Source organism: Curtobacterium sp. VKM Ac-2887 (genome assembly GCF_015350935.1).
Lineage (GTDB): Bacteria > Actinomycetota > Actinomycetes > Actinomycetales > Microbacteriaceae > Curtobacterium.
Window position 1 is genome coordinate 165392 of record NZ_JADKSB010000009.1, and the last position, 20285, is coordinate 185676.

22 protein-coding genes are annotated in these 20285 nt (G+C 71.8%); 8 read left to right on the forward strand and 14 right to left on the reverse strand.

Annotated features, from left to right (window positions below):
* Positions 1 to 6: 6 nt before the first annotated feature.
* The 11 genes from hemL to hemE form a co-directional block, all read right to left on the reverse strand.
* Entirely contained in the window at positions 7 to 1338 is a 1332-nt protein-coding gene (gene hemL / locus ITJ69_RS12440; protein ID WP_123294513.1) for a glutamate-1-semialdehyde 2,1-aminomutase, read from the reverse strand.
* Positions 1335 to 2390, reverse strand: coding sequence for a porphobilinogen synthase (gene hemB / locus ITJ69_RS12445; RefSeq protein WP_279388204.1), 1056 nt, complete (start codon positions 2388 to 2390; stop codon positions 1335 to 1337). The genes hemL and hemB overlap by 4 nt, the downstream gene beginning before the upstream one ends.
* Positions 2387 to 3250, reverse strand: a complete 864-nt coding sequence (locus tag ITJ69_RS12450) for a uroporphyrinogen-III synthase (protein WP_323743096.1) — start codon at positions 3248 to 3250, stop codon at positions 2387 to 2389. The genes hemB and ITJ69_RS12450 overlap by 4 nt, the downstream gene beginning before the upstream one ends.
* Entirely contained in the window at positions 3139 to 4098 is a 960-nt protein-coding gene (gene hemC / locus ITJ69_RS12455; RefSeq protein ID WP_194672908.1) for a hydroxymethylbilane synthase, read from the reverse strand. Before hemC ends, ITJ69_RS12450 begins: the two co-directional genes overlap by 112 nt.
* Positions 4095 to 5330 (reverse strand): ferrochelatase, encoded by a 1236-nt coding sequence (locus ITJ69_RS12460; protein ID WP_194672909.1) that lies wholly within the window; start codon positions 5328 to 5330, stop codon positions 4095 to 4097. The genes hemC and ITJ69_RS12460 overlap by 4 nt, the downstream gene beginning before the upstream one ends.
* Positions 5327 to 6070: a hydrogen peroxide-dependent heme synthase gene (hemQ, locus tag ITJ69_RS12465; RefSeq protein WP_228505515.1), complete on the reverse strand. Its 744-nt coding sequence runs from the start codon at positions 6068 to 6070 to the stop codon at positions 5327 to 5329. Before hemQ ends, ITJ69_RS12460 begins: the two co-directional genes overlap by 4 nt.
* Positions 6071 to 6137: 67 nt before the next feature.
* Complete coding sequence (locus ITJ69_RS12470) at positions 6138 to 6368, reverse strand: DUF3618 domain-containing protein (protein ID WP_111083767.1); 231 nt, start codon at positions 6366 to 6368, stop codon at positions 6138 to 6140.
* A gap of 32 nt (positions 6369 to 6400) precedes the next feature.
* Positions 6401 to 6859, reverse strand: a complete 459-nt coding sequence (locus tag ITJ69_RS12475; protein ID WP_111083766.1) for a phage holin family protein — start codon at positions 6857 to 6859, stop codon at positions 6401 to 6403.
* Positions 6856 to 7110, reverse strand: coding sequence for a hypothetical protein (locus ITJ69_RS12480; protein WP_017887727.1), 255 nt, complete (start codon positions 7108 to 7110; stop codon positions 6856 to 6858). The genes ITJ69_RS12475 and ITJ69_RS12480 overlap by 4 nt, the downstream gene beginning before the upstream one ends.
* A 100-nt stretch (positions 7111 to 7210) precedes the next feature.
* On the reverse strand, positions 7211 to 8551 hold the full coding sequence (locus tag ITJ69_RS12485) for a protoporphyrinogen/coproporphyrinogen oxidase (protein ID WP_194672910.1): 1341 nt from the start codon (positions 8549 to 8551) through the stop codon (positions 7211 to 7213).
* Positions 8548 to 9654 (reverse strand): uroporphyrinogen decarboxylase, encoded by a 1107-nt coding sequence (gene hemE / locus ITJ69_RS12490; RefSeq protein WP_131844975.1) that lies wholly within the window; start codon positions 9652 to 9654, stop codon positions 8548 to 8550. The genes ITJ69_RS12485 and hemE overlap by 4 nt, the downstream gene beginning before the upstream one ends.
* A 38-nt stretch (positions 9655 to 9692) precedes the next feature.
* On the opposite strand from hemE, the gene ITJ69_RS12495 reads away from it, so the two are divergent.
* Together ITJ69_RS12495 and ITJ69_RS12500 are read left to right on the forward strand one after the other, a co-directional pair.
* The gene (locus ITJ69_RS12495) at positions 9693 to 11015 is read left to right on the forward strand and encodes a glutamyl-tRNA reductase (protein ID WP_194672911.1); all 1323 of its coding nucleotides are present in this window, start codon (positions 9693 to 9695) and stop codon (positions 11013 to 11015) included.
* Between the two features lie 32 nt (positions 11016 to 11047).
* Positions 11048 to 11452, forward strand: a complete 405-nt coding sequence (locus ITJ69_RS12500) for an NUDIX hydrolase (protein ID WP_267239466.1) — start codon at positions 11048 to 11050, stop codon at positions 11450 to 11452.
* Positions 11453 to 11455: 3 nt separating this feature from the next.
* Here ITJ69_RS12500 and ITJ69_RS12505 read toward each other — a convergent pair whose 3' ends face one another.
* Positions 11456 to 11731 carry a hypothetical protein gene (locus tag ITJ69_RS12505; protein WP_123294504.1) on the reverse strand — a complete coding sequence of 92 codons (276 nt, stop codon included), beginning with the start codon at positions 11729 to 11731 and terminating at the stop codon, positions 11456 to 11458.
* Positions 11732 to 11830: 99 nt separating this feature from the next.
* On the opposite strand from ITJ69_RS12505, the gene ITJ69_RS12510 reads away from it, so the two are divergent.
* From ITJ69_RS12510 to ITJ69_RS12520, 3 genes are all read left to right on the forward strand, one after another.
* Positions 11831 to 12529 carry a DUF4232 domain-containing protein gene (locus ITJ69_RS12510; RefSeq protein WP_194672913.1) on the forward strand — a complete coding sequence of 233 codons (699 nt, stop codon included), beginning with the start codon at positions 11831 to 11833 and terminating at the stop codon, positions 12527 to 12529.
* Between the two features lie 137 nt (positions 12530 to 12666).
* Positions 12667 to 13086, forward strand: coding sequence for a GNAT family N-acetyltransferase (locus tag ITJ69_RS12515; RefSeq protein WP_123937197.1), 420 nt, complete (start codon positions 12667 to 12669; stop codon positions 13084 to 13086).
* A gap of 59 nt (positions 13087 to 13145) precedes the next feature.
* Positions 13146 to 14501, forward strand: a complete 1356-nt coding sequence (locus ITJ69_RS12520; protein ID WP_194672914.1) for a hypothetical protein — start codon at positions 13146 to 13148, stop codon at positions 14499 to 14501.
* 9 nt (positions 14502 to 14510) lie between these two features.
* Here ITJ69_RS12520 and ITJ69_RS12525 read toward each other — a convergent pair whose 3' ends face one another.
* Together ITJ69_RS12525 and ITJ69_RS12530 are read right to left on the reverse strand one after the other, a co-directional pair.
* Complete coding sequence (locus tag ITJ69_RS12525) at positions 14511 to 15449, reverse strand: serine hydrolase (RefSeq protein WP_131844979.1); 939 nt, start codon at positions 15447 to 15449, stop codon at positions 14511 to 14513.
* Positions 15449 to 17413, reverse strand: a complete 1965-nt coding sequence (locus ITJ69_RS12530; protein WP_194672915.1) for a M13 family metallopeptidase — start codon at positions 17411 to 17413, stop codon at positions 15449 to 15451. Before ITJ69_RS12530 ends, ITJ69_RS12525 begins: the two co-directional genes overlap by 1 nt.
* An 81-nt stretch (positions 17414 to 17494) precedes the next feature.
* Here ITJ69_RS12530 and ITJ69_RS12535 point away from each other — a divergent pair, with 81 nt between their 5' ends.
* The 3 genes from ITJ69_RS12535 to ITJ69_RS12545 all read left to right on the forward strand — a co-directional run bounded on the left by ITJ69_RS12535 (position 17495) and on the right by ITJ69_RS12545 (position 20248).
* Complete coding sequence (locus ITJ69_RS12535; protein WP_132099282.1) at positions 17495 to 18832, forward strand: uracil-xanthine permease family protein; 1338 nt, start codon at positions 17495 to 17497, stop codon at positions 18830 to 18832.
* Positions 18833 to 19011: 179 nt separating this feature from the next.
* Entirely contained in the window at positions 19012 to 19413 is a 402-nt protein-coding gene (locus tag ITJ69_RS12540) for a hypothetical protein (protein WP_132099281.1), read from the forward strand.
* Between the two features lie 22 nt (positions 19414 to 19435).
* Positions 19436 to 20248, forward strand: coding sequence for an isocitrate lyase/PEP mutase family protein (locus tag ITJ69_RS12545; protein ID WP_131880852.1), 813 nt, complete (start codon positions 19436 to 19438; stop codon positions 20246 to 20248).
* Positions 20249 to 20285 lie beyond the last annotated feature (37 nt).

The following is a 20285-nucleotide window of genomic DNA, read 5'->3' on the forward strand; positions in this document are numbered from 1 at the left end:
TACCACCTACGCCGTCGCGGCGGCCGCTGCCTTCGCTGCTGCTGGCAGGGCGTCGAGGATCCGTCCGACGGCCCGCTCGTCGTGGGCGGCCGTGACGAACCACGCCTCGAACACGCTCGGCGGCAGGGTCACCCCGGCGTCGAGCATCGCGTGGAAGAACGGCGCGTACCGGAACACGTCCTGTGCCCGCACGTCGTCGTAGTTCCGCGGTGCGGTGTCCGTGAAGGCGAACGAGAACAGGTTGCCGGCGCGCTGCACGGTGTGTGCGACGCCCTCGGCCGACAGCGCGTCCGACGTGGCCGCGGAGATGACCGAGGCCGTGCGGTTCAGTGACTCGTACACCGACGGCGTCGCGGCCCGGAGCGTGGCGATGCCGGCGGCGACCGCGAGCGGGTTGCCGGACAGGGTGCCCGCTTGGTACACGGGGCCGAGCGGGGCGAGGAAGTCCATGACCTCGCGTCGGCCGCCGAGCGCGGCGAGGGGCATGCCGCCACCGATGACCTTGCCGAACGTGATCAGGTCGGGCTTCCACCCGGCGCCGTCGGGGACGACCTTCGACGCCTCGAGGCCCCACCAGCCGGCCGACCCGACGCGGAACCCGGTCAGGACCTCGTCGACGATGAGCAGCGCCCCGTGCGCCTGCACGATCTGCGCGAGCGCGCGGTTGAACCCGCGCTCGGGAGCGAGCACGCCCATGTTCGCCGCGGCGGCCTCGACGATGACGCCGGCGATGCGCTCGGAGTGCTCGTCGAACGCGCGGCGGACGGCGTCGAGGTCGTTGTACGGCAGCACCAGGGTCTGCGCCGCGGTCTCCTCGGTGATGCCCGCGCTGCCCGGCAGGGCCAGGGTGGCGACACCCGAACCGGCCTCGGCGAGCAGGGAGTCGGAGTGCCCGTGGTAGTGCCCGGCGAACTTCACGAGCAGGTCGCGGCCGGTGTAGCCGCGGGCCAACCGGATCGCCGTCATCGTGGCCTCGGTGCCGGTCGACACCATGCGGAGCTTCTCGATGGGGCCGTCGCCGTCGACCGACACCCGCTGCTTCACGAGCTCGGCGAGCTCGGTCTCGCCCGGGGTCGAGGCGCCGAAGGACAGTCCGCGCGCGGCGGCCTGCTGCACGGCCTCGACGGTGCCGGGGTGCGCGTGTCCGAGGATCGCGGGCCCCCACGACGCCACGAGGTCGACGTACTCACGTCCCTCGGCGTCGGTGACGTACGCGCCCTTCGCCGACACCAGGAAGCGCGGGGTGCCGCCCACCGATCCGTAGGCACGGACGGGCGAGTTCACGCCGCCGGGGATCGCGTTCTTGGCGCGGCCGAACAGCTGGTCGTTCGTGGTCATTCGGGGGCCTTCCCGGTCGAGGCGATGCCGGCGACTGCGGCGGTGGTGCCGGAGGTGCGGAGACCGGCCTCCTGGTTGAGCTTCCGCGCGATGTCGACGGCGAAGTAGGTCAGGATCGCGTCGGCGCCGGCACGCTTGATGCCGATGAGCGACTCCATCGCGGCGGCGTCACGGTCGATCCAGCCGTTCTGCGCGGCTGCCGTGATCATCGCGTACTCGCCGGAGATCTGGTAGGCCCAGACCGGCACGGGCGACGTCGCAGCGGTCTCGGCGAGCACGTCGAGGTAGCTCATCGCCGGCTTCACCATGACGACGTCGGCACCCTCGTCGACGTCGAGCGCGACCTCGCGCAGCCCCTGACGACCGTTGGCGGCGTCGATCTGGTAGGTCCGCCGGTCGCCGACGAGCGACGACGACACGGCCTCGCGGAAGGGGCCGTAGAAGGCGGAGGCGTACTTGGCCGCGTAGGCCAGCAGCGCGGTGCCGGTGTGCCCGGCGACGTCGAGCGCGTCACGCGCGGCGGCGATCTGGCCGTCCATCATGCCGCTCAGGCACACCAGTTCGGCGCCAGCCTCGGCCTGCGCGACGGCCATGTCGCGGTACCGCAGCAGGGTCGCGTCGTTGTCGACGGAGCCGTCCGCCGCCAGGACGCCGCAGTGGCCGTGGTCGGTGAACTCGTCGAGGCACAGGTCGGACTGCACGACCAGGTCGTCACCGACCTCTTCCTTCGCCACGCGGATGGCCACGTTGAGGATGCCGTCGGGGTCGGTCGCGCCGGAACCGGTGGCGTCCTTCGTGGTCGGGACGCCGAACAGGTTCACGCCGCCGATCCCGACCTCCGCGGCCTCGACGAGTGCGCGACGGAACGAGTCGAGCGAGTGCTGCTGCACGCCCGGCATGCTCGAGATGTCGACGGCGTCGGTGGCGCCTTCGCGGATGAACATCGGCAACACGAGCTCGGCTGGGTGCAGCCGGGTCTCGGCGACGAGCCGTCGCATCGCGGGGGTGGCGCGGAGCCGACGGGGGCGGACCTGGGGGAAACGGCCGGTCACGGGTGGCCTTCCTGTTCGGGGGCGGTGGGGTTCAGGGCCTCGACGACGGCGTCGAGCAGGGCTTCTGCGGACCGGGTGGGTCCGACGACGTGGACCGGCAGTCCGGCCGCGCGCGCGTCGGCGGCGGTTCCGGGGCCGATGCAGGCCACGAGGGTGCGGGGGTCGAGCGGGGTCATCCGGCGGGCGATCTCACGGGCCACGCTGCCGCTCGTCACGAGCACCGCGTCGGGCACCGCGTCGAGGGTGATCGGCTCGTCGCCGGTCCCCACGGTACGGTACGCGACCACGTCGTCCACGTCGATGCCGCGGGCCCGCAGTCCGTCGACGAGGGTCGGCGCGGCGATCTCGGAGCGCGGGAAGAGCACGGTGCCGTCGGTGTCCGGCAGCGCGGCGACGAGGGCAACGGCCGAGGCCTGCTCCGGCACGAGGTCGACGACCCAGCCCGCAGCACGCGCGGCACGGGCGGTCGGCTCACCGACCGCCGCAACGCGGACACCGGACGGGAGGCCCGCCACGCGTTCTGCGAGCACCGTCACGGCCGTCGCACTGGTCACAACCACCCACGCGTACCCGGCCACGCGGGCGACGGCACGATCGAGCGGGCCGCAGTCGAGCGGCGGCTCGGTCGTGATGAGCGGGACGACCTTCGGGTCGAGCCCGCGCTGCCGAGCCGCCGCCGCGACGCGCTCGCCCCACGCGCCACCCCGGGGGATGACGACGACGGGAGCGGGCGTGTCCGTGACGGGCTCTACTTCACCGAGTCGGCGAGGTCCGCCAGGTCGCCGGCACCGTTCTCGAGCAGCTCGGCGGCCACGCGGCCACCGACCTCGAGTGCTTCGGCGAGACGGTCCTGCGCAGATCCCTCGAGCACGGCAGCGTGCGACGCCGTGCGGTACTCGGCGCCGTCGGGGCTGTAGACGGTGGCGGAGACGAGCAGGAGCTCGGCGTCCACGACCGCGGTCGCACCGATCGGGGCGGAGCAGCCGGCCTCGAGCTTCGCCAGGACCTCGCGCTCGGCCGACACCGTCAGGCGGGTCGGGGCGTGCTCGATCTTGCGCAGCGCGGCGAGCAGGTTCGTGTCGGTCTCACCAGCACGGATCTCGATCGCCAGGGCGCCCTGCCCCGGAGCGCTCGGCCAGAAACCGAGGTCGAGCAGTTCGGTGGCGGCCGACAGCCGGTCGATGCGGGTGAGTCCGGCGGCGGCGAGCACGACGGCGTCGAGGTCGTCGTCGACGCGGCCGAGCCGGGTGTCGATGTTGCCGCGGATGTCGATGACGTCCAGGTCGGGGCGCTTCGCCTTGAGCTGCGCGACGCGACGCGGTGAGCCCGTGCCGACCTTCGCACCCTCGGGCAGGCTCTCGACGGTCGCGCCGTTCCGCGCGACGAGGACGTCGCGGGCATCGGCACGCTTCGGCACGGCAGCGATCGTCAGGCCCGGGTACGGCGCGGTCGGCAGGTCCTTGAGCGAGTGCACCAGGACGTCGACCTCGCCGGCGACCAGGGCTTCACGCAGGGCGCTGGCGAACACACCCGTGCCCCCCAGCGACGCGAGCGAGGCCCGGTTCGTGTCGCCCTCGCTCGTGACCGTGACGAGCTCGACCGGACGACCGGCCGCCGCTGCCAGGCGGTCGGCGACGTCCTGCGACTGCGCGACCGCGAGCCGGCTGGCGCGGGTGCCCAGCCGGATCGGGGTCGGAGCGTCGGTCACGGGGCGACGCCGGCGGCGGCGGGCTTGAAGCCGGCGCGGACGTTCTCGCAGCAGCCCGGGCGGCAGACGTCGTACCAGGGACCGATGTCGGTCAGGTGCGGACGCTCACTGGTGGGGGTGCCGTTGACGCGCTCGAGCACCAGGTCGACGAGACCGGAGACGTAGGCCGGGTCGACACCGGGGGTCTGCGTGCGGACCGACCAGAAGCCGAGTTCCTGCGCGGTCTCGGTGGCTTCCTCGTCGAGGTCCCACATGACCTCCATGTGGTCGCTCACGAAGCCGAGCGGGACGATGAGCACGGCGCGGGTCGAGCCGCCCTTGAGCTCCTCGTTCATGTAGTCGTTGATGTCGGGCTCGAGCCACGGCTGCGTCGGGGGGCCGGAGCGCGACTGGTAGACGAGCTTCCACGCCGGCTTGGACGTGCCCTGCAGGTGCGCGTGCTCGGGCTGCTCGAGCAGCTCCGCCCAGGCCTGGTCGAGGACGACCTGCGCGACGGCGAGGTGCTGGGCCTCGTAGGCGCCGTGCTCGTCGAAGCCGCGGTAGTCGGGGCCGGACTTCGCAGCGTCGGTCGACGGGATCGAGTGGGTCGAGAACAGCACGTGCAGCTCGGTCGCGACGTCGAGGCCGTCGTTCTCGGCGATGGCCTTCGCCATGCCGTCACGGACGCCGTCGACGAACGGGCGGACGAAGCCGGGGTGGTCGAAGAACTGCCGGATCTTGTCGATCTCGATGGTGCCGAGCAGACCGGTCTCGTCGAGCACCCGTGCGTAGTCCTCGCGGTACTGGCGGCAGCTCGAGAACGACGAGTAGGCGCTCGTGGCGATTGCGATGAGCTTGTTGTAGCCCTTGTCGGCGGCCTCGGTGAAGGCCTGCTCGAGGTAGGGCTCCCAGTTGCGGTTGCCCCAGAGCACCGGCATGTCGATGCCGCGCGAGGCCAACTCGGCCTCGAGCGCCGCCTTCAACGCGCGGTTCTGCGCGTTGATCGGGCTCACGCCGCCGAAGTGCCGGTAGTGGTGCGCGACCTCCTCCAGACGCTCGTCGGGGATGCCGCGGCCGCGGGTGACGTTGCGCAGGAAGGGGATGACGTCGTCCTGGCCCTCGGGGCCACCGAAGCCGGCGAGCAGGATCGCGTCGTACGCGGTCGGGACCTCGACGTGCTCCGGGCCGGAAGCGGCCGCGGGGGTGGCGGCGAGGACGGGCTGACCGTTCGTGATCAGGCTGGTGTCGGTCATGACAGCACCTCCGGGAGTTCGGCGGTCGTCACGCGACGACCCGTGAAGAAGGGGACCTCTTCGCGCACGTGCAGACGGGCCTCGGTGGCACGCAGGTCGCGCATGAGGTCGACGAGGTCGACGAGCTCGGGGCTCTCGAGCGGCAGGATCCACTCGTAGTCGCTCAGGGCGAAGGTGGCGATGGTGTTCGTCAGGACGCGGCGGTACTTCGCGCCGGCGATCCCGTGGTCGCGCAGCATCTTCGAGCGCTCGTCCTCGGGCAGCAGGTACCACTCGAAGGAACGGACGAACGGGTAGACCGTGATCCACGCCTCGGGGTCCTTGCCACGCAGGAACGCGGGCGTGTGCCGCTTGTTGAACTCGGCTTCGCGGTGCATCGCCATGACGTGCCACACCGGCTCGGTGTCCTGGAACAGCCCGGTGCGGCGGATCTCGCGCAGCACGGCCTGGATGACCTGCGCGTCGTCGCCGTGCAGCCAGATCATGACGTCGGCGTCGGCACGGAAGCCGGAGACGTCGTAGAAGCCACGGACGGTCACCCCGCGCTCGGCGGCGGACGCGACCACGGCATCGAGCTCGGCCACGGCGTCGTCACCGACGCGGTGGACCGGGCCGAGCGGCCTGCGGAACACGGCCCAGAGGGCGTACGCCGTCATGAGGTTGGGATCGATCCCCGTCGCGGGGTCGGTCTCGTGCGGAGAGGTGTGCGCAGTTGCAGGAGCGGGCGCGTCGGAACTCATGGGTCCTTGTCCTATCGGTTGCCAGGGTCGTGGCCGCCCCGCACCCGGTGGACCGCGCTCGGGCGGTCTACCGCCGTCGGAGCACCATCACGACGATACCCCCGACCACCGCTACTCCGGCTGCGAGGCCGGCCAGGTACGGGACCGGCTTCTCGTCGATGCCGCGCTTGACCTTCGACGCCGCGATGCCGATCTGCTTCGGCACGTTGAGCTTGTCCTCGATCGCGTCGAGGGTGTCGAACAGCTGGGCGCGGGTCGCGGCGACGCGGTCTGCGAGATCGTCGTGCGGATCGGTCACGGTTCCTCCGTCGGTGGTGCGGCTGTCGGGGCTCAGAACCGGCCGCCGACGTCCGGCTTGCGGCTGCCGTACTGGCTCGGCGGAGTGGGCTTCTTGCCCATCCCCTTCACCGCGTTGATGTCGTTCTTGACGCTGTCGATCGTGCGCTTCGGCGTGATCGGGAGGCCCTTCTTCAGGCGCTTCCAGCCGATCCACCCGAGGATGGCGGCGACGATCAGCATCACCACGGCGATCACGATCGCTGCGAGCCAGGCCGGCATCACGGTCGCCAGGCCCATCACGGCGGCGGTCAGGAGCACGCCGATCGCGTAGAGCACGATGACGAGTGCACCGACCAGCAGCCCCGCGGCGAGCCCGAAGATCTTGGCCTTCGTGAGCATCTCGGCCTTGAGCAGGTCGATCTCACCCTTGACCAGGCCCTTGACGAGCTTCGGGACGTCGCCCACCAGACCGAACAGCGAACGCGACTTGCGGTCGCGGGTGTCGGTCATGAGGTGGTGGTGTCCTTCTTCTGGCCGACCTTGCGGACGGCCTTCTTGGTCGTCTCACCGATGAACTCGGCGACGTCCGGGGTCTTGTCGGCGATGAAGTCCTCGGCGACGTGCACGCCCTTCTGGACGCCGTTGCTGTTCCAGACCTTGCCGCTGACGGTCTTGATCTGCTCGTACCGCGCCCGTCCGGCTCGCGATCCCAGGACGTACCCGAGTGCGGCGCCGGCGACGAACAGGAGCTTTCCGCGCATGTGCGATTCCTCCGTTGGTTCAGTGTGCGGTGGTCATGCGCCGAACGGAATACGTCCGACGTTCTCACCAACAGTAGCCCCCGGGCGGTCTGGGGTCCGCTCAGGAATCCAGGATCTGTCCAGCGGCGGTGCGGGCGGCCGCGATGATCCCGGCCAGGCCCCGTCCGGTCGCGACCTCACCGATGCCGATGATCCCTGCTCCGAGGCCGGCAGCGGTCAGGTCCGGACCGTGCCAGCGCACGCGCGCAGCGCCCACGACGTGCGTCGCCGTCAGGGGGACGCCGAGCAGCGTGGCCGCGTCGTGCAGCGCGCGGGTGCCGACGGGTCCGTCCGGGTCGACCGGGAGGCTCGTGGCCGCGTCGTCGGGACCGCTCGCGCCCGGTGCACTGGTCGCGTCGGCGGGCGTCGCGTAGCTCAGGCGCAGCACGTGGCGGCCGGCAGCCGCCTCGGCGAGCCACGGCCACTTCACCGTCGCGTGCGTCAGGGCCTTCGCCGACACGGCCTGCGCGTCCGGGTGCACGAGCATCCCGGTCCCGCGGGGGGCTGCGTCGAGCTCGGGCTGGTCGACGACGAGCGTGACGAGCTCGATCCCGGTCCGGTCCGGCGCCGCGGTGCGCTCGGGATCGGGCACCGACGACAGGGTGTGCTGCGCGGGCAGGCGTTCGACCGTGCCGTCGGCGGAGACGACCTCGACCGCGTGCGCCTCGATCCGGGTCGCCCGGGTGTGCAGCCGGACGTCGACGCGGTAGGTCTCCATGTCGGCGACGAGTTCGTCCACGAGCCGGACGATCCCGCCGCGGATCCCCTGCACCGGGGTACCGGCGGCCGCGCGGGCGCGGAGTGCCAGGACCGCGCGGGCCAGCGAGCCCTCGCGGAGCAGTGCCGCACGGAGGCCGGGAGCCACCCGCTCCGGGTCGAGCTGGTCCGGGTGGGTGGAGTGCACCCCGCCGGCGATCGGGACGACCAGGTCGTCGAGGACCCGCTCCCCCATGCGCCGCCGGACGAGTTCACCCAGGGACTCCGCCTTGGCGCCGACCGGTCCGGGCAGCAGCGAGTCCATCTGTGCACGGAGCCCGCCCTTCTGCCCGACCACGGCGAGCACGTCGGCGGCCATCGGGGTGCTCGGGATGCCGAGGAGCCCCGTCGCGGGGATCGGCGACGTCCGGCCGTCACGGGTCATCAACCAGGCACCGCGCGGGTCCGGGGCGACGACGTCGTTGCCGAGCCCGAGTTCGATCGCCAGGCGGCCGACGGCGTCCGTGCGGGTCGCGAACGAGTCTGCCGCCATGTCGAGGTCGAGGCCGCCGACCGTGTGCCGCCGGATCATGCCGCCCAGCACGCCGGAAGACTCGACGAGCACGACGTCCGCGCCGCCCTTCGCCAGGTCACGGGCCGTGACGAGTCCGGCGATCCCGCCGCCGACCACGACGACGTCGGTCACGCGGCAGACCCGTCACCGAGCGAGTGGACCAGCTCGACGACGCGCGTCAGCACCGTCGGGTCGGTCTCGGGCGGCACACCGTGGCCGAGGTTCACGACGTGGGCGCGGGCGGCGCCACCGCGGCGGACGACCTCGCGCACGTGGGCCTCGAGGACCTCCCACGGGGCCGCGAGCATCGCCGGGTCGATGTTGCCCTGCACGCTGACGCCGGTGCCGACGCGGCGGACGGCCTCGTCGAGCGGGAGCCGCCAGTCGACCCCGACCGCGTCGACGCCGACCGTGTCGGTGCCGAGCGTGGTCATGTCGGCGAGGACCTCGCCGCTGCCGACGCCGAAGTGGATGCGCGGCACGCCCAGGTCGGTCACGTGGGACAGCGCCTGCGCCGAGTGCGGTGCGACGTACCGGACGTAGTCGGCGCGCGACAGGGACCCGACCCACGAGTCGAAGAGCTGCGCGGCCGAGGCCCCGGCGAGCACCTGGGCCCGGAGGAACGCCCCCGACACCTCGGCCGCCCAGGCCAGCAGCCGCGACCAGGTCTCCGGCTCCGCGTGCATGAGGGTGCGTGCGCGGATGTGGTCCTTCGACGGGCCGCCCTCGACCAGGTACGCGGCGAGCGTGAAGGGTGCGCCTGCGAATCCGATCAGCGGGGTGTCGCCGAGCTGCTCGACCGTGCGGGCGACCGCCTGCCGGATCGGCTCGAGGGCCGCCGGGTCCAGCGGCTCGAGGGCGTCGACGTCCGCCGCGGTGCGGATCGGCGAGCCGAGCACGGGGCCGCGACCGGGGACGATCTCGACGTCCACGCCCGCGAGCTTGATCGGCACGACGATGTCGCTGAAGAAGATGCCGGCGTCCACCCCGTGCCGGCGGACGGGCTGCAGCGTGATCTCCGACGCCATCTCGGGGTCGAGGCACGCGTCGAGCATGGCCGTGCCCACCCGGAGCTCGCGGTACTCGGGCAACGACCGACCGGCCTGCCGCATGAACCACACCGGCAGCGTCTCCGGACGGTCACCCCGCAGGGCCCGGACGAGGCGGGACCCGCTCGTCCGCCCTGATGCCAGGGGGTGGGAGTCGGGGAGGGATGTGGTCGTCGCGTCGGTCACCGGATGATTGTCCCATCGAGCGCGTTACCATTGGCTACGTGCTCATCTGTCTCACGGCGTCGCATCGCAACGCCAGCTTCGACCTCTTGGAGCGACTGAGCATCGCTGCCCCGGCCGCAGCAGGCCACCTCGTGACGGATTCCGACGTCCTGGACGGCGCCGTCGTCCTCGCCACCTGCAACCGTTTCGAGGCCTACCTCGACATCGCCGGCGACGACCGCGACTCCGCCGTCGCCGCCACCGTGCAGGCCGTGGCCGCTGCGAGCGACCTGGACGCCACCGAACTGCGTGATTCGGTCAACGTGCTCGGCGGCAAGGACGTCGTGCAGCACCTGTTCGCCGTGTCGAGCGGGCTCGAGTCCGTCGTCGTCGGCGAGACCGAGATCTCCGGCCAGGTCCGCCGCTCGCTCGAGGACGCCCGGAGCAACGGCACCACCACCTCGGACCTCGAGCGGCTGTTCCAGGAAGCCGCCCACACCTCACGCGGCGTCAAGACCCGCACCCGGATCGGTGCCGCCGGTCGTTCGCTCGTGCGCCTCGGCCTGCAGCTCGCGTCGTCGCGCGTCACCGACTGGGCCCACACCCGCGTGCTGCTGATCGGCACCGGGAGCTACGCGGCCACCACCATCGCGGCCCTGCGCGACCGCGGCGCCGTGCACATCCAGGTGTTCTCGCCCTCGGGCCGTGCCGCCTGGTTCGCCGCGAAGCACGACCTCGTCGTCGCCCGTGACCTGCGCCACGCGATCGGCACCAGCGACGTCGTGATCACCTGCACGTCGAGCGAGCTCCCGGTCGTCGCACCGGCCGACCTCGACGACGGCATCCGCCGCATCGTCATCGACCTCGGACTCCCCCGCAACGTCGACCCGGCCGCTGCCGGTGTCGACGGCGTCGAGCTGCTCGACCTCGAGACCATCAGCCTGCACGCCCCGATCTCCGAGCTGAACGCCGAGTCCGAGGCCCGCGCGATGGTCGACGACGCCGTGTCCCGCTTCCGGGCGCAGGCGCTCGAGCAGTCGACCACCCCGGCCCTCGTCGCCTTCCGCAAGCACGTGTTCGACATCCTCGACGACGAGATCGACCGCGCCAAGCGCCGCGGTGACGCCGACGGCGAGTCCGCCGAGCACACCGAGCGGGCGCTCCGGCACCTGGTGGGCGTCCTGCTGCACCGCCCCTCGGTCCGGGCCCGCGAGCTCGGCCGCGCCGGCCGTGGCGAGGAGTTCGTCGGGGCCATCGACGCCCTGTTCGGCGTGCGGCCCGAGCCCGAGGCAGAGCTGCCGGCGCCCGTCGTCCCGCTCGCCGACCGCACCGCACTGGACCCGACCGTCTCGAAGCGCGACGACGAGGCGGACGCGAGCTGAGCCTCCCGGCCGACACGACCCAGCCACCCACGCTGCGGGTCAGCGCGCTCCTGCTGATCCGTGATCGACGCGTCCTGATGGTGCGTGCGCGAGCACGCGACGTGCTCTACCTGCCCGGCGGCAAGGCCGAGCCGCACGAGACCGACGTCGACGCCGTCATCCGCGAAGCCCACGAGGAGACCGGTCTGCGGGTGACCGCCGACGACGTCGACCCGTTCGGCGTCGTCCTCGAGCCGGCCCACGGGCAGGCACCCGGCACCATGGTCGCGATGACCCTGTTCCTGGTCCGACCAGGAGGCCCGTTGGACTCCGCCACGCCCGTCGCCTCGGCCGAGGTGGACGAGGTCGAGTGGGTCACCTCGGCGGACGCCGGTCGCTGCCCGCCAGCGGGCGTGGAGACACTCCGCCGCCTGGTGGCGGCGGAGCACATCGACTAGTCGTCAGGCCTGGTCCTTGTCGACGTAGTGACCGGTCTCGCCGTCCTGCGTCGGTTCGGCCTCGCCGGGGATGTCCGACTCGACGTACTCGCCGTCGGGTCCGCTCGACTCCGGGCGGGCCTCGCCCGGGATGTCGCTCGCGACGAACTCGCCGACGGGCTCCGTCGTCGTGACGCGCTCCTCGCCGGGGATGTCGCTGTCCGTGAAGGCACCTGCGCGGGTCTCGACCCCGTCCGCGCGGCCCTCGTCGCCACGTGCCTGTTCGTGCTTGCCCGTCATGTCCGACCTCCGCTGCTCGGGTTCCTTGCTCCGGAGTGTGCTCGCGGTCCCTGGATGCCGACCGAACCGCGATCTCCCGGTGGTGGTTGCCTGTGCACCATGCAACGCAGCAGTCGATCGAAGTTCCTGCTCGCCGTCACCGGGCTCGTCGCAGTCGGGGCGTTGGCGGGTTGTGCCTCCGGCGGGGAACCCTCCGCCACCGAGACGGTGACCGCACCCGCGCCGTCGCCGTCCGCGTCGTCGTCCTCGTCGGCGTCGTCGTCGTCCGCGACCCCGTCGTCCGGCTCGTCGGCGTCGGCCGGCACCGGTTCCGGGTCTTCCGGATCCGGCTCGTCGGGGTCCGGGTCGGCCGCTGGCAGTCGCTGTGCCGCGTCCTCGCTCGCCGCCAGCATCGAGCCGGGCAGCGGCGGTGCGGCCGGCAGCGTCATCGTGCACCTCGCCCTGCAGAACACCGGGTCGACCACCTGCACCCTGCAGGGCTGGCCGGGCGTCTCGTTCGTCGGCGGCGGCAACGGCACCCAGATCGGTGCTGCAGCGACGCAGGAGAAGAGCTCACCGCACCCGACCGTGACCCTGGCCGCCGGGCAGACCGCCGTGGCGCCGCTCAAGATCGTCCAGGCCGGGAACTACTCGAAGGCCGACTGCTCGCCGAAGACCCCGGACGGCTTCCGCGTGTACCCGCCCGGATCCAAGCAGTCGCTGTTCGTGAAGGACGCCGACTACCAGGCGTGCTCGTCCGCCGATGCGTCGCTGCTGTCCGTGCAGGCGCTCGTGCCGGAGGGGCAGGCGACGTCGTAGCGGGTGGGTGACGGCTGGCTCGTCGGGCAGCCGGATCACCGTGATGCCCACGGAGGGCACCTCCGGCAGTTCACCGCACGCCCGGCGGCGGTGTCGACCTCGGCCTGGCCGCCTCGGGCCTCGTGCACGATGGACCGGTGACCTTCGCCATCAGGGACGAACGACCGGGGACCGACGAACTCCTCACCCTCTACGAGGCCGTCGGGTGGACCGCGTACACGCAGGACCCCGCCGCCCTCGCCAGGGCGATCGCGGGCTCCGACACCGTGCTGACCGCACGCGACGACGACGACCGCTTGCTCGGGCTCGTCCGCACGGTGTCCGACGGCGTGACGATCGTCTACGTCCAGGACCTGCTCGTGGTGCCGGAAGCGCACCGGTCCGGCGTCGGCGGCGCGTTGCTCGACGCCGTCCTCGAGCGGTACGCGGGTGTCCGCCAGACGGTCCTGCTCACCGATGCGGAGCCAGGTCAGCGCGCGTTCTACGAGTCACGTGGCTTCGTCGAGGTCCACGACGTCGCCCCGCAGCCGTTGCGGTCGTTCGTGGTCCTCCGCTGAGCACCGATGGGTCTCGCGACCGATACCGCACTGCGACGGCCCGTTCCTAGACTCACGGCATGGGGGCTCGAAGACGAACACGGTCCGCGGCAGCGATCGCGACCACACTCGGGGCCCTGCTGGCACTCGCAGCGTGCACGATGCCACCGCCGCCGCACGGGTCGGAGTCGGCGCTCGCGGACCTGATCGCGGACGTCGATCGGCTGCCCGGCGTGGGCTCGACCGAGGGCGAGATCCGCCAGTTCGACGCCAAGGACGACCCGGACCACTGGCTCACGTCGCTCCAGGTCACCGCGGACACCGCCGACCTCGCCGTCGCCGAGCGGGTCCGGCGGACGGCCGAGCGCGGTGTCACCGGCACGACGCTGCAGGTGACACTCGACGTGCCGTCTGCGCGGAAGGCCGCTCCGGTCAGCCTCGATCCGATGGACCGCAGGGTCGTCGGCCTGGCCGGTCGGCTGCGCACGCGGACCTTCGTGCGACAGCTGTGGATGACCCCGACCGGTTCGAGGATCGGGCTCGTGCGGGACGTCAGCTTCAGCGATGCAGCGAAACGTGTGCGGACGATCACCGGTCCAGAGCCGACGAACACGAGTACGACGAGGACGACGACCTTGAGCCGCGGCGACGTGTCCGTCGGCGTCACGGCCACGCACCCCGGCCGGGCCCTGATGCGCATGATCGACACACTCGCCGACGACCACCACGTGGAGCGCCTCTACTACTCGCCCGGGACGACGTACGCAGACGCGGCGCGGGCCCCCGACGACGCTTCCGGCCTCCCGGCAGTGGCCGATCGGCCGTCCCTGTCGATCGGCGTGCGTCCGCTCGGCGACGTCGCCGAGACCCTCGCCGCGACGACGGACGAGGCAGCCGATGCACACCGCGCACCGCGCACCGCCTTCGACCTGGGCAGCGGCGCGGTCAGTGGGTGGCTCGGGCTCCCCCTCGACGCACCCAAGCCGCGGGATGCCGGCCCGGACGGCGACGCACCGACGAGTCCCACGCCGACCCCGTGGGTCCCTGCAGACGTCGACGACCGCGCCACCGTGCTCCGCGCGTTCCTCGAGCGGTCAGCAGCCGCCGCCGGGGTCCCGGCGACCGTGACGACGGGCACCGAACAGTGCGCGACGTCCGGGTCGTCCGACCCGACGGGCACCCGGGCGACGGCGCTCAGCGTGGTGCCCGTGTTCGACGTGGTCGACGACGCCCAGGAGCCGTTCGACGCCGTGACCGCGCTCTGGACGTCCGAGGGCCTCGGGGTCAGTGACCGCGCGATGGGCCGCGACTCCTGGTCGTCTTCCTCCGGCGCAGACCCGGCCACCGCCAGCATCCGCGGCACCGTCGACGGGTTGAGCCTCAGCGCCGAGTCGGCCTGCGTGCCGCCACCCGACGCAACGTCCGAGGGGAACTGAGCGACCCGGTCAGCGGCGCGCCGGGGCGTGCACGGCCTCGAGCAGTTCGGTGCCCATGGTCCGCAGTGCCTCGATGACCGCGAGGCGCCGCTGCAACGAGGCGTCGTCGAACGTCACCGTCACGGCGTAGCTGACCGACGACCCCGGACCCCGGAGGATCCCGGCCTCGGCACGGACGCCCGTACTCGACCCGGTGACCGCGACGACCTGCAACCCGTGGTCGAGCGCACGGTGTGCCAGGGGGTCGAGGCCGAACGAGCCGGCGACCAGGTTCAGGTCACTCGCCAGCGACAGCCAGCCGAGCACCCGGTTCGAGACCGCTTCGTCCACGACCTCGCCGAGTGCCAGTCCGCGCATCACCCACGCGAGCTCACCCGTCGGGGCCACCGAGGCGTCCGGGGCGTCATCGGGACCACGACGGTCGCGCACCCGGTCGATCAGCGCGGTCCGCTCGATGCCGAGCGATTCGGCACGCTCGCGGACGGCATCGATGCCGACCGTCGACAAGAGTGCGTTCATCGCCCAGGTGTCGCCGGTGGCACCGACCAGGGTCGCCAGGTCGGGCACCTGCATCGTCGGTTCCTGCAGGAACTGCCACAGGCCGGCGCCGGTCGCGGTGTCCCGCGCCATGCGCTGCAGGCGGTCACCGTGCAGGCGGCCGTCCTCGAGCTGCGCCGCGACCTCGATCAGCAGCAGCACCCTGCCGAGGCTCGCGACGGGCTGCACGACGGTGTCGTCGATCGCGAGCAGGGCCTTGCCGGTCGAGGTGTCGATCACCGAGGCACTGACCCCGGCGCCGTCGAGGGCGAGCGCGCCGAGGGCCTCGGTCGTGGCGCCGAACCGGTCGTCCGGCCGACCGCTGTGCCGACCGCGTGCCCGACCGCCACCACCCGAGCGGTCCTCCGGCCGCCGACGGCGTGACGACCGAGCCGCGTCCGGCTCCACCATCACCAGATCGCGACGCGCTCGGCGGGGTCGAGGTACATCGCGTCCTTCTCGGTCACGCCGAACGTGTCGTAGTAGCCGTCGATGTTGCGGACGACCTGGTTGCACCGGAACTCGTTCGGCGAGTGCGGGTCGATCGACAGCAGGCGCGCGGCTTCCTCCGGACGGATCGCCATCTGCCACGCCTGCGCCCAGCTCAGGAAGAACCGCTCGGCACCGGTCAGGCCGTCGACGACCGGGGGCTCCTGACCGTCGAGCGACAGCAGGTACGCCTTCCACGCGATCGACAGGCCACCGAGGTCGCCGATGTTCTCGCCGATCGTCAGGGCACCGTTGACGTGGCCGTCCGGCACCTCGGTCGGGACGAGCGCGTCGTACTGGGCGATGAGGGCCTTCGTGCGCTCCTCGAACGCCGTGCGGTCGGCCTCGGTCCACCAGTTCTCGAGCTTGCCGTCGCCGTCGTACTGCGAGCCCTGGTCGTCGAAGCCGTGCCCGATCTCGTGGCCGATGACGGCACCGATCGCACCGTAGTTGGCGGCGGCGTCGCGGTCGGCGTCGAAGAACGGGAACTGCAGGATCGCCGCGGGGAACACGATCTCGTTGAAACCGGGGTTGTAGTACGCGTTGATCGTCTGCGGGGTCATGAACCACTCGTCGCGGTCGATCGGCTTGCCGATCTTGCCGAGCTCGCGGTCGACCTGGAACGACGCGACGGCGCGGACGTTCGCGACGAGGTCGTCGGGCACGACCGGCAGCGCCGAGTAGTCGCGCCACTTGACCGGGTACCCGATCTTCGGCGTGAACTTGTCGAGCTTGTCGAGGGCACGCGCACGGGTCTCGTCGGTCATCCAGTCGAGCGCCGTGATGCTCTGCCGGTACGCCTCGACCAGGTTGGCGACGAGGTCGTCCATCCTTGCCTTCGAGGTCTCGTCGAAGTGCTCCTGCACGTAGATCCGGCCGACGGCCTCGCCCATCGCGCCCTCGACCAGGGAGACGCCGCGCTTCCAGCGCTCGCGCTGCTTCGGCGCCCCGGTGAGGGCGGTGCCGTAGAACGAGAAGTTCGTGGCCGAGAACGCGCTCGTCAGGTACGCGGCCGAGCCACGGATGACCTGCCAGCGCAGCCAGTCCTTCCAGACCTCGAGCGGCTGGTCGCGCAGGAGCTCGGCAAGGCCCGTGATGAACGACGGCTCGCGGACCACGACCGTCTCGAACGCGCCGGCCGGTGCGTCGATGGCCTGCCACCACGTCTGCAGGTCGATGCCCTCGGCGAGCGCCGCGACCTCGGCCCAGGGCAGCTTGTTGTAGGTCTTCTGGCTGTCGCGGGTGGTGACGTTGTCCCAGTGCTTCGACGCCAGGGCCGTCTCGAGCGCGATGACGTGCTCGGTGCGGTCGCCGCCGTCCTCGAACCCGGCGAGCGGGAACATCGCCGCGACGAACTCGCGGTACTTCGTCCGGATGTCGGCGAAGCGCTCTTCACGGTAGTAGGACTCGTCGGGCAGGCCGAGACCGGACTGCTCGAGGAACACGACGTAGGACTCGGGGTCGCCCGGGTCGTTGTCGACGAAGAGCTGCAGGAAGCTCGGCAGCCCCAGGCGCTCGAAGCGTCCGACGGTGGCGATGAGCTCGGGCACGGACTCGATGGCCGTGATCTCGGCGAGCAGCGGCTCGATCGGTGCGGTGGCGAGCTCTTCGAGCCGTGCCTCGTCGGTGAAGGAGGAGAAGAGGTCACCGACCTTGCGTTCCTCGGTGCCGGGGGCGGCCCGCTGCGAGCGCTCGATGATCTCGCGGACGGCGAGTTCGGCGGCCTCGGCCAGCACCGTGAAGGAGCCGTAGCGGGCCTTGTCGTCGGGGATCGGCGTCTCGGCGATCCAGGTGCCGTTCACGTGGCGGTACAGGTCGTCCTGGGGGCGCACCGCGGGGTCGAGTTCGTCAGTGTGGATGCCGGAGGCACGTGCGACGTCGGTCATGCGGTCCACGATAGCCACCGACGCCATGCAGCAGGTCGGTGTCCGTCGTCACCTGCGCACGGCTGCCGGTACGGTCATCGCATGGGACTTCCGTGGAAGCTGCACGGCGACGGCAAGACCGTCTCCGCGACGACGATCGTGGCACCGGACGAGCGACTGACCTGGGCCCGGACGATCGGTCTCGGCGTGCAGCACGTCGTCGCGATGTTCGGCGCCACCTTCCTGGTGCCGCTGCTGACGGGGTTCCCGCCGTCGACGACCCTGCTGTTCAGCGGCATCGGCACGATCCTGTTCCTGCTCATCACCGGCAACCGCCTGCCGAGCTACCTCGGGTCGTCGTTCGCCTTCATCGCACCGATCGGTGCTGCCACCAAGATCGGCGGCATCCCCCTCGCCCTGTCGGGCATCATCGTCGTCGGCGCCCTGCTCGCGATCGTCGGGCTCGTCGTGCACCTGGCCGGCGCCGGGTGGATCGACCGCCTGATGCCGCCGGTGGTGTCCGGCGCGATCGTCGCCCTGATCGGGTTCAACCTGGCACCTGCGGCGAAGGACAACTTCACGGCCGCCCCGGTCGTCGCGGTCATCACCCTCGCCGCGATCATCCTGGTCACCGTCCTGTTCAAGGGGCTGATCGGTCGCCTGTCCATCGTCATCGGCGTGCTCATCGGCTACGTGGCGGCGCTCATCGGCGGTCAGGTCGACTACTCGAAGGTCGGCGACGCGAAGTGGATCGGCTTGCCGACGTTCACCGCTCCCGCGTTCGACCCGTCGCAGCTCGCGATCTACCTGGCGTTCGTGCCGGTCGTGCTGGCGCTCGTCGCCGAGAACGTCGGCCACGTGAAGGGTGTCGGACAGCTCACCGGCCGCGACCTCACGCCCCTCACCGGCCGGGCGCTCTTCGCCGACGGCATCTCCACCGTGCTCGCCGGTGCCGGCGGCGGCTCCGCCACCACCACCTACGGCGAGAACATCGGCGTCATGGCCGCCACCCGTGTCTTCTCCACCGCCGCGTACTGGGTCGCCGCGATCGCCGCCGTCCTGCTCGGCCTCTCCCCGAAGATCGGTGCGGTCATCTCCTCCGTCCCCGCCGGCGTGCTCGGCGGCGCGACCACCGCCCTGTACGGTCTGATCGGTGTCATCGGCATCCGGATCTGGGTCGAGAACCGGGTCGACTTCTCGAAGCCGAAGAACCAGCTGACCGCTGGCATCGCGCTCATCATCGGCATCGCGGACTTCACGTTCGCGTTCGGCCAGGCGAGCTTCGGCGGCATCATCCTCGGCACCATCGCCGCGATCGTCGTCTACCACCTGATGGACCTGATCGGGCGGGCGCGCGGCACCGACGAGGCGACGCCCGTCACCTCCGAAGAGGCACACGCCGCCACCGGCGGTGTCCCCGCCGAACCACGCGCCGACTGACGCGAGTGGTCGGCCGGAACGCGCGTCCGGCCTGACGACGTGGGACCACCGGACGGGAGGCCCGTGGCGGCGCCGCCACGGGCCTCCCGTCCGTCATGACGCACGTCGACGACGTGGGCCGGCCTTGACACCCACGTCCAGTCATGCGGTCACGACCGCGACGGCGCTAGCGTCGGACCGTGACCGACTTCGTCCGCTACCAGAGCGCGGTGCCCAACCGACGTGGTCGTTTCCCCGGGATCTTCGCGCTGACCAACGGTCTGCGCGCGGCCGGAGCCCTCTCCGACACCGACGACCGCTGGCTGGTCGCCGCGAACCAGCGAGCAGAGGGGCTGTACGTGGACCCCTCGACCGTGGAGACGCGGCTCTTCGACGAGGCACGCAATCCAGGGGCGCGATCCTGGTTCCGGACGAGTGCCACGGCCCTGCTCACGATGAGCGCGGACTACCTCGACCTGCTCGACCGGTACGGAGTCGCGTGGGTGGAACTGCGGACCAACAGCCCTGGACGGATCGCCTACCAAGACGACGTGCAGATCGTGGCAGTGCCGCTGACCCACCCGTCGGACTGGCCGTTCTGAGCCGGTGTGCTGAGATTGCACGATGAGCACGCACCTCGAGCGCACGCGCACCTTCACCGCGATGCACGTCCCCGGCGCACCCGTTGTCCTGCCGAACGTGTGGGACGTCGCGTCCGCACGCATCGTCCTCTCGGCCGGGGCGGATGCGATCGCGACGACGAGCGCCGGCGTCGCGTGGTCACGCGGCCACCGCGACGGCAACGATCTGACCCGGGACGGCGCGCTGGACGCCGTGCGGCCGATCGCAGCGGCAGTCGACGTCCCGTTCACCGCCGACATCGAGCGCGGGTACGGCGAGACACCGGGCGACGTCGCCTCGACCGTGTCCGCGTTCCTCGAGCTCGGCGTCTCCGGCGTGAACATCGAGGACTCCCTCCGGCCGGTGGCGGAACAGGAGGACCGCATCCGCGCAGCCCGCCAGGCTGCGGATGACGCCGGCATCCCACTCTTCGTCAACGCTCGGATCGACACCCACCTGCTGGGCGTGCCCGGGAGCGACGCCTGGGCGGAGGAGACGCTCACCCGTGCGAACGCCTACGCCAGGGCCGGCGCCAGTGGCGTCTTCGTGCTCGGAGCGCTGTCGGCCGCCACGATCTCGATGCTCGTGGACGCGATCGAGCTGCCCCTCAACGTCGCGTTCGGGCCCGGGACCCTGTCGGTCGGTGACCTCGCCCAGGCGGGGGCGAGCCGGGTCAGCGCTGGATCGGCGATCGCCGAAGCCGCGTACAGCGTCGCCGGCGACTGGGCTGCACAGATGATCGGCACGCCGGGTGCTGTCGTCTCGGCACCACCGACGCTCGGCTGGGCCGCGATCAACGAGGTCGTCCGCGACTGATCCCCGGAGCCGGCGCCGAGGGTGTAAAACTCGCAGG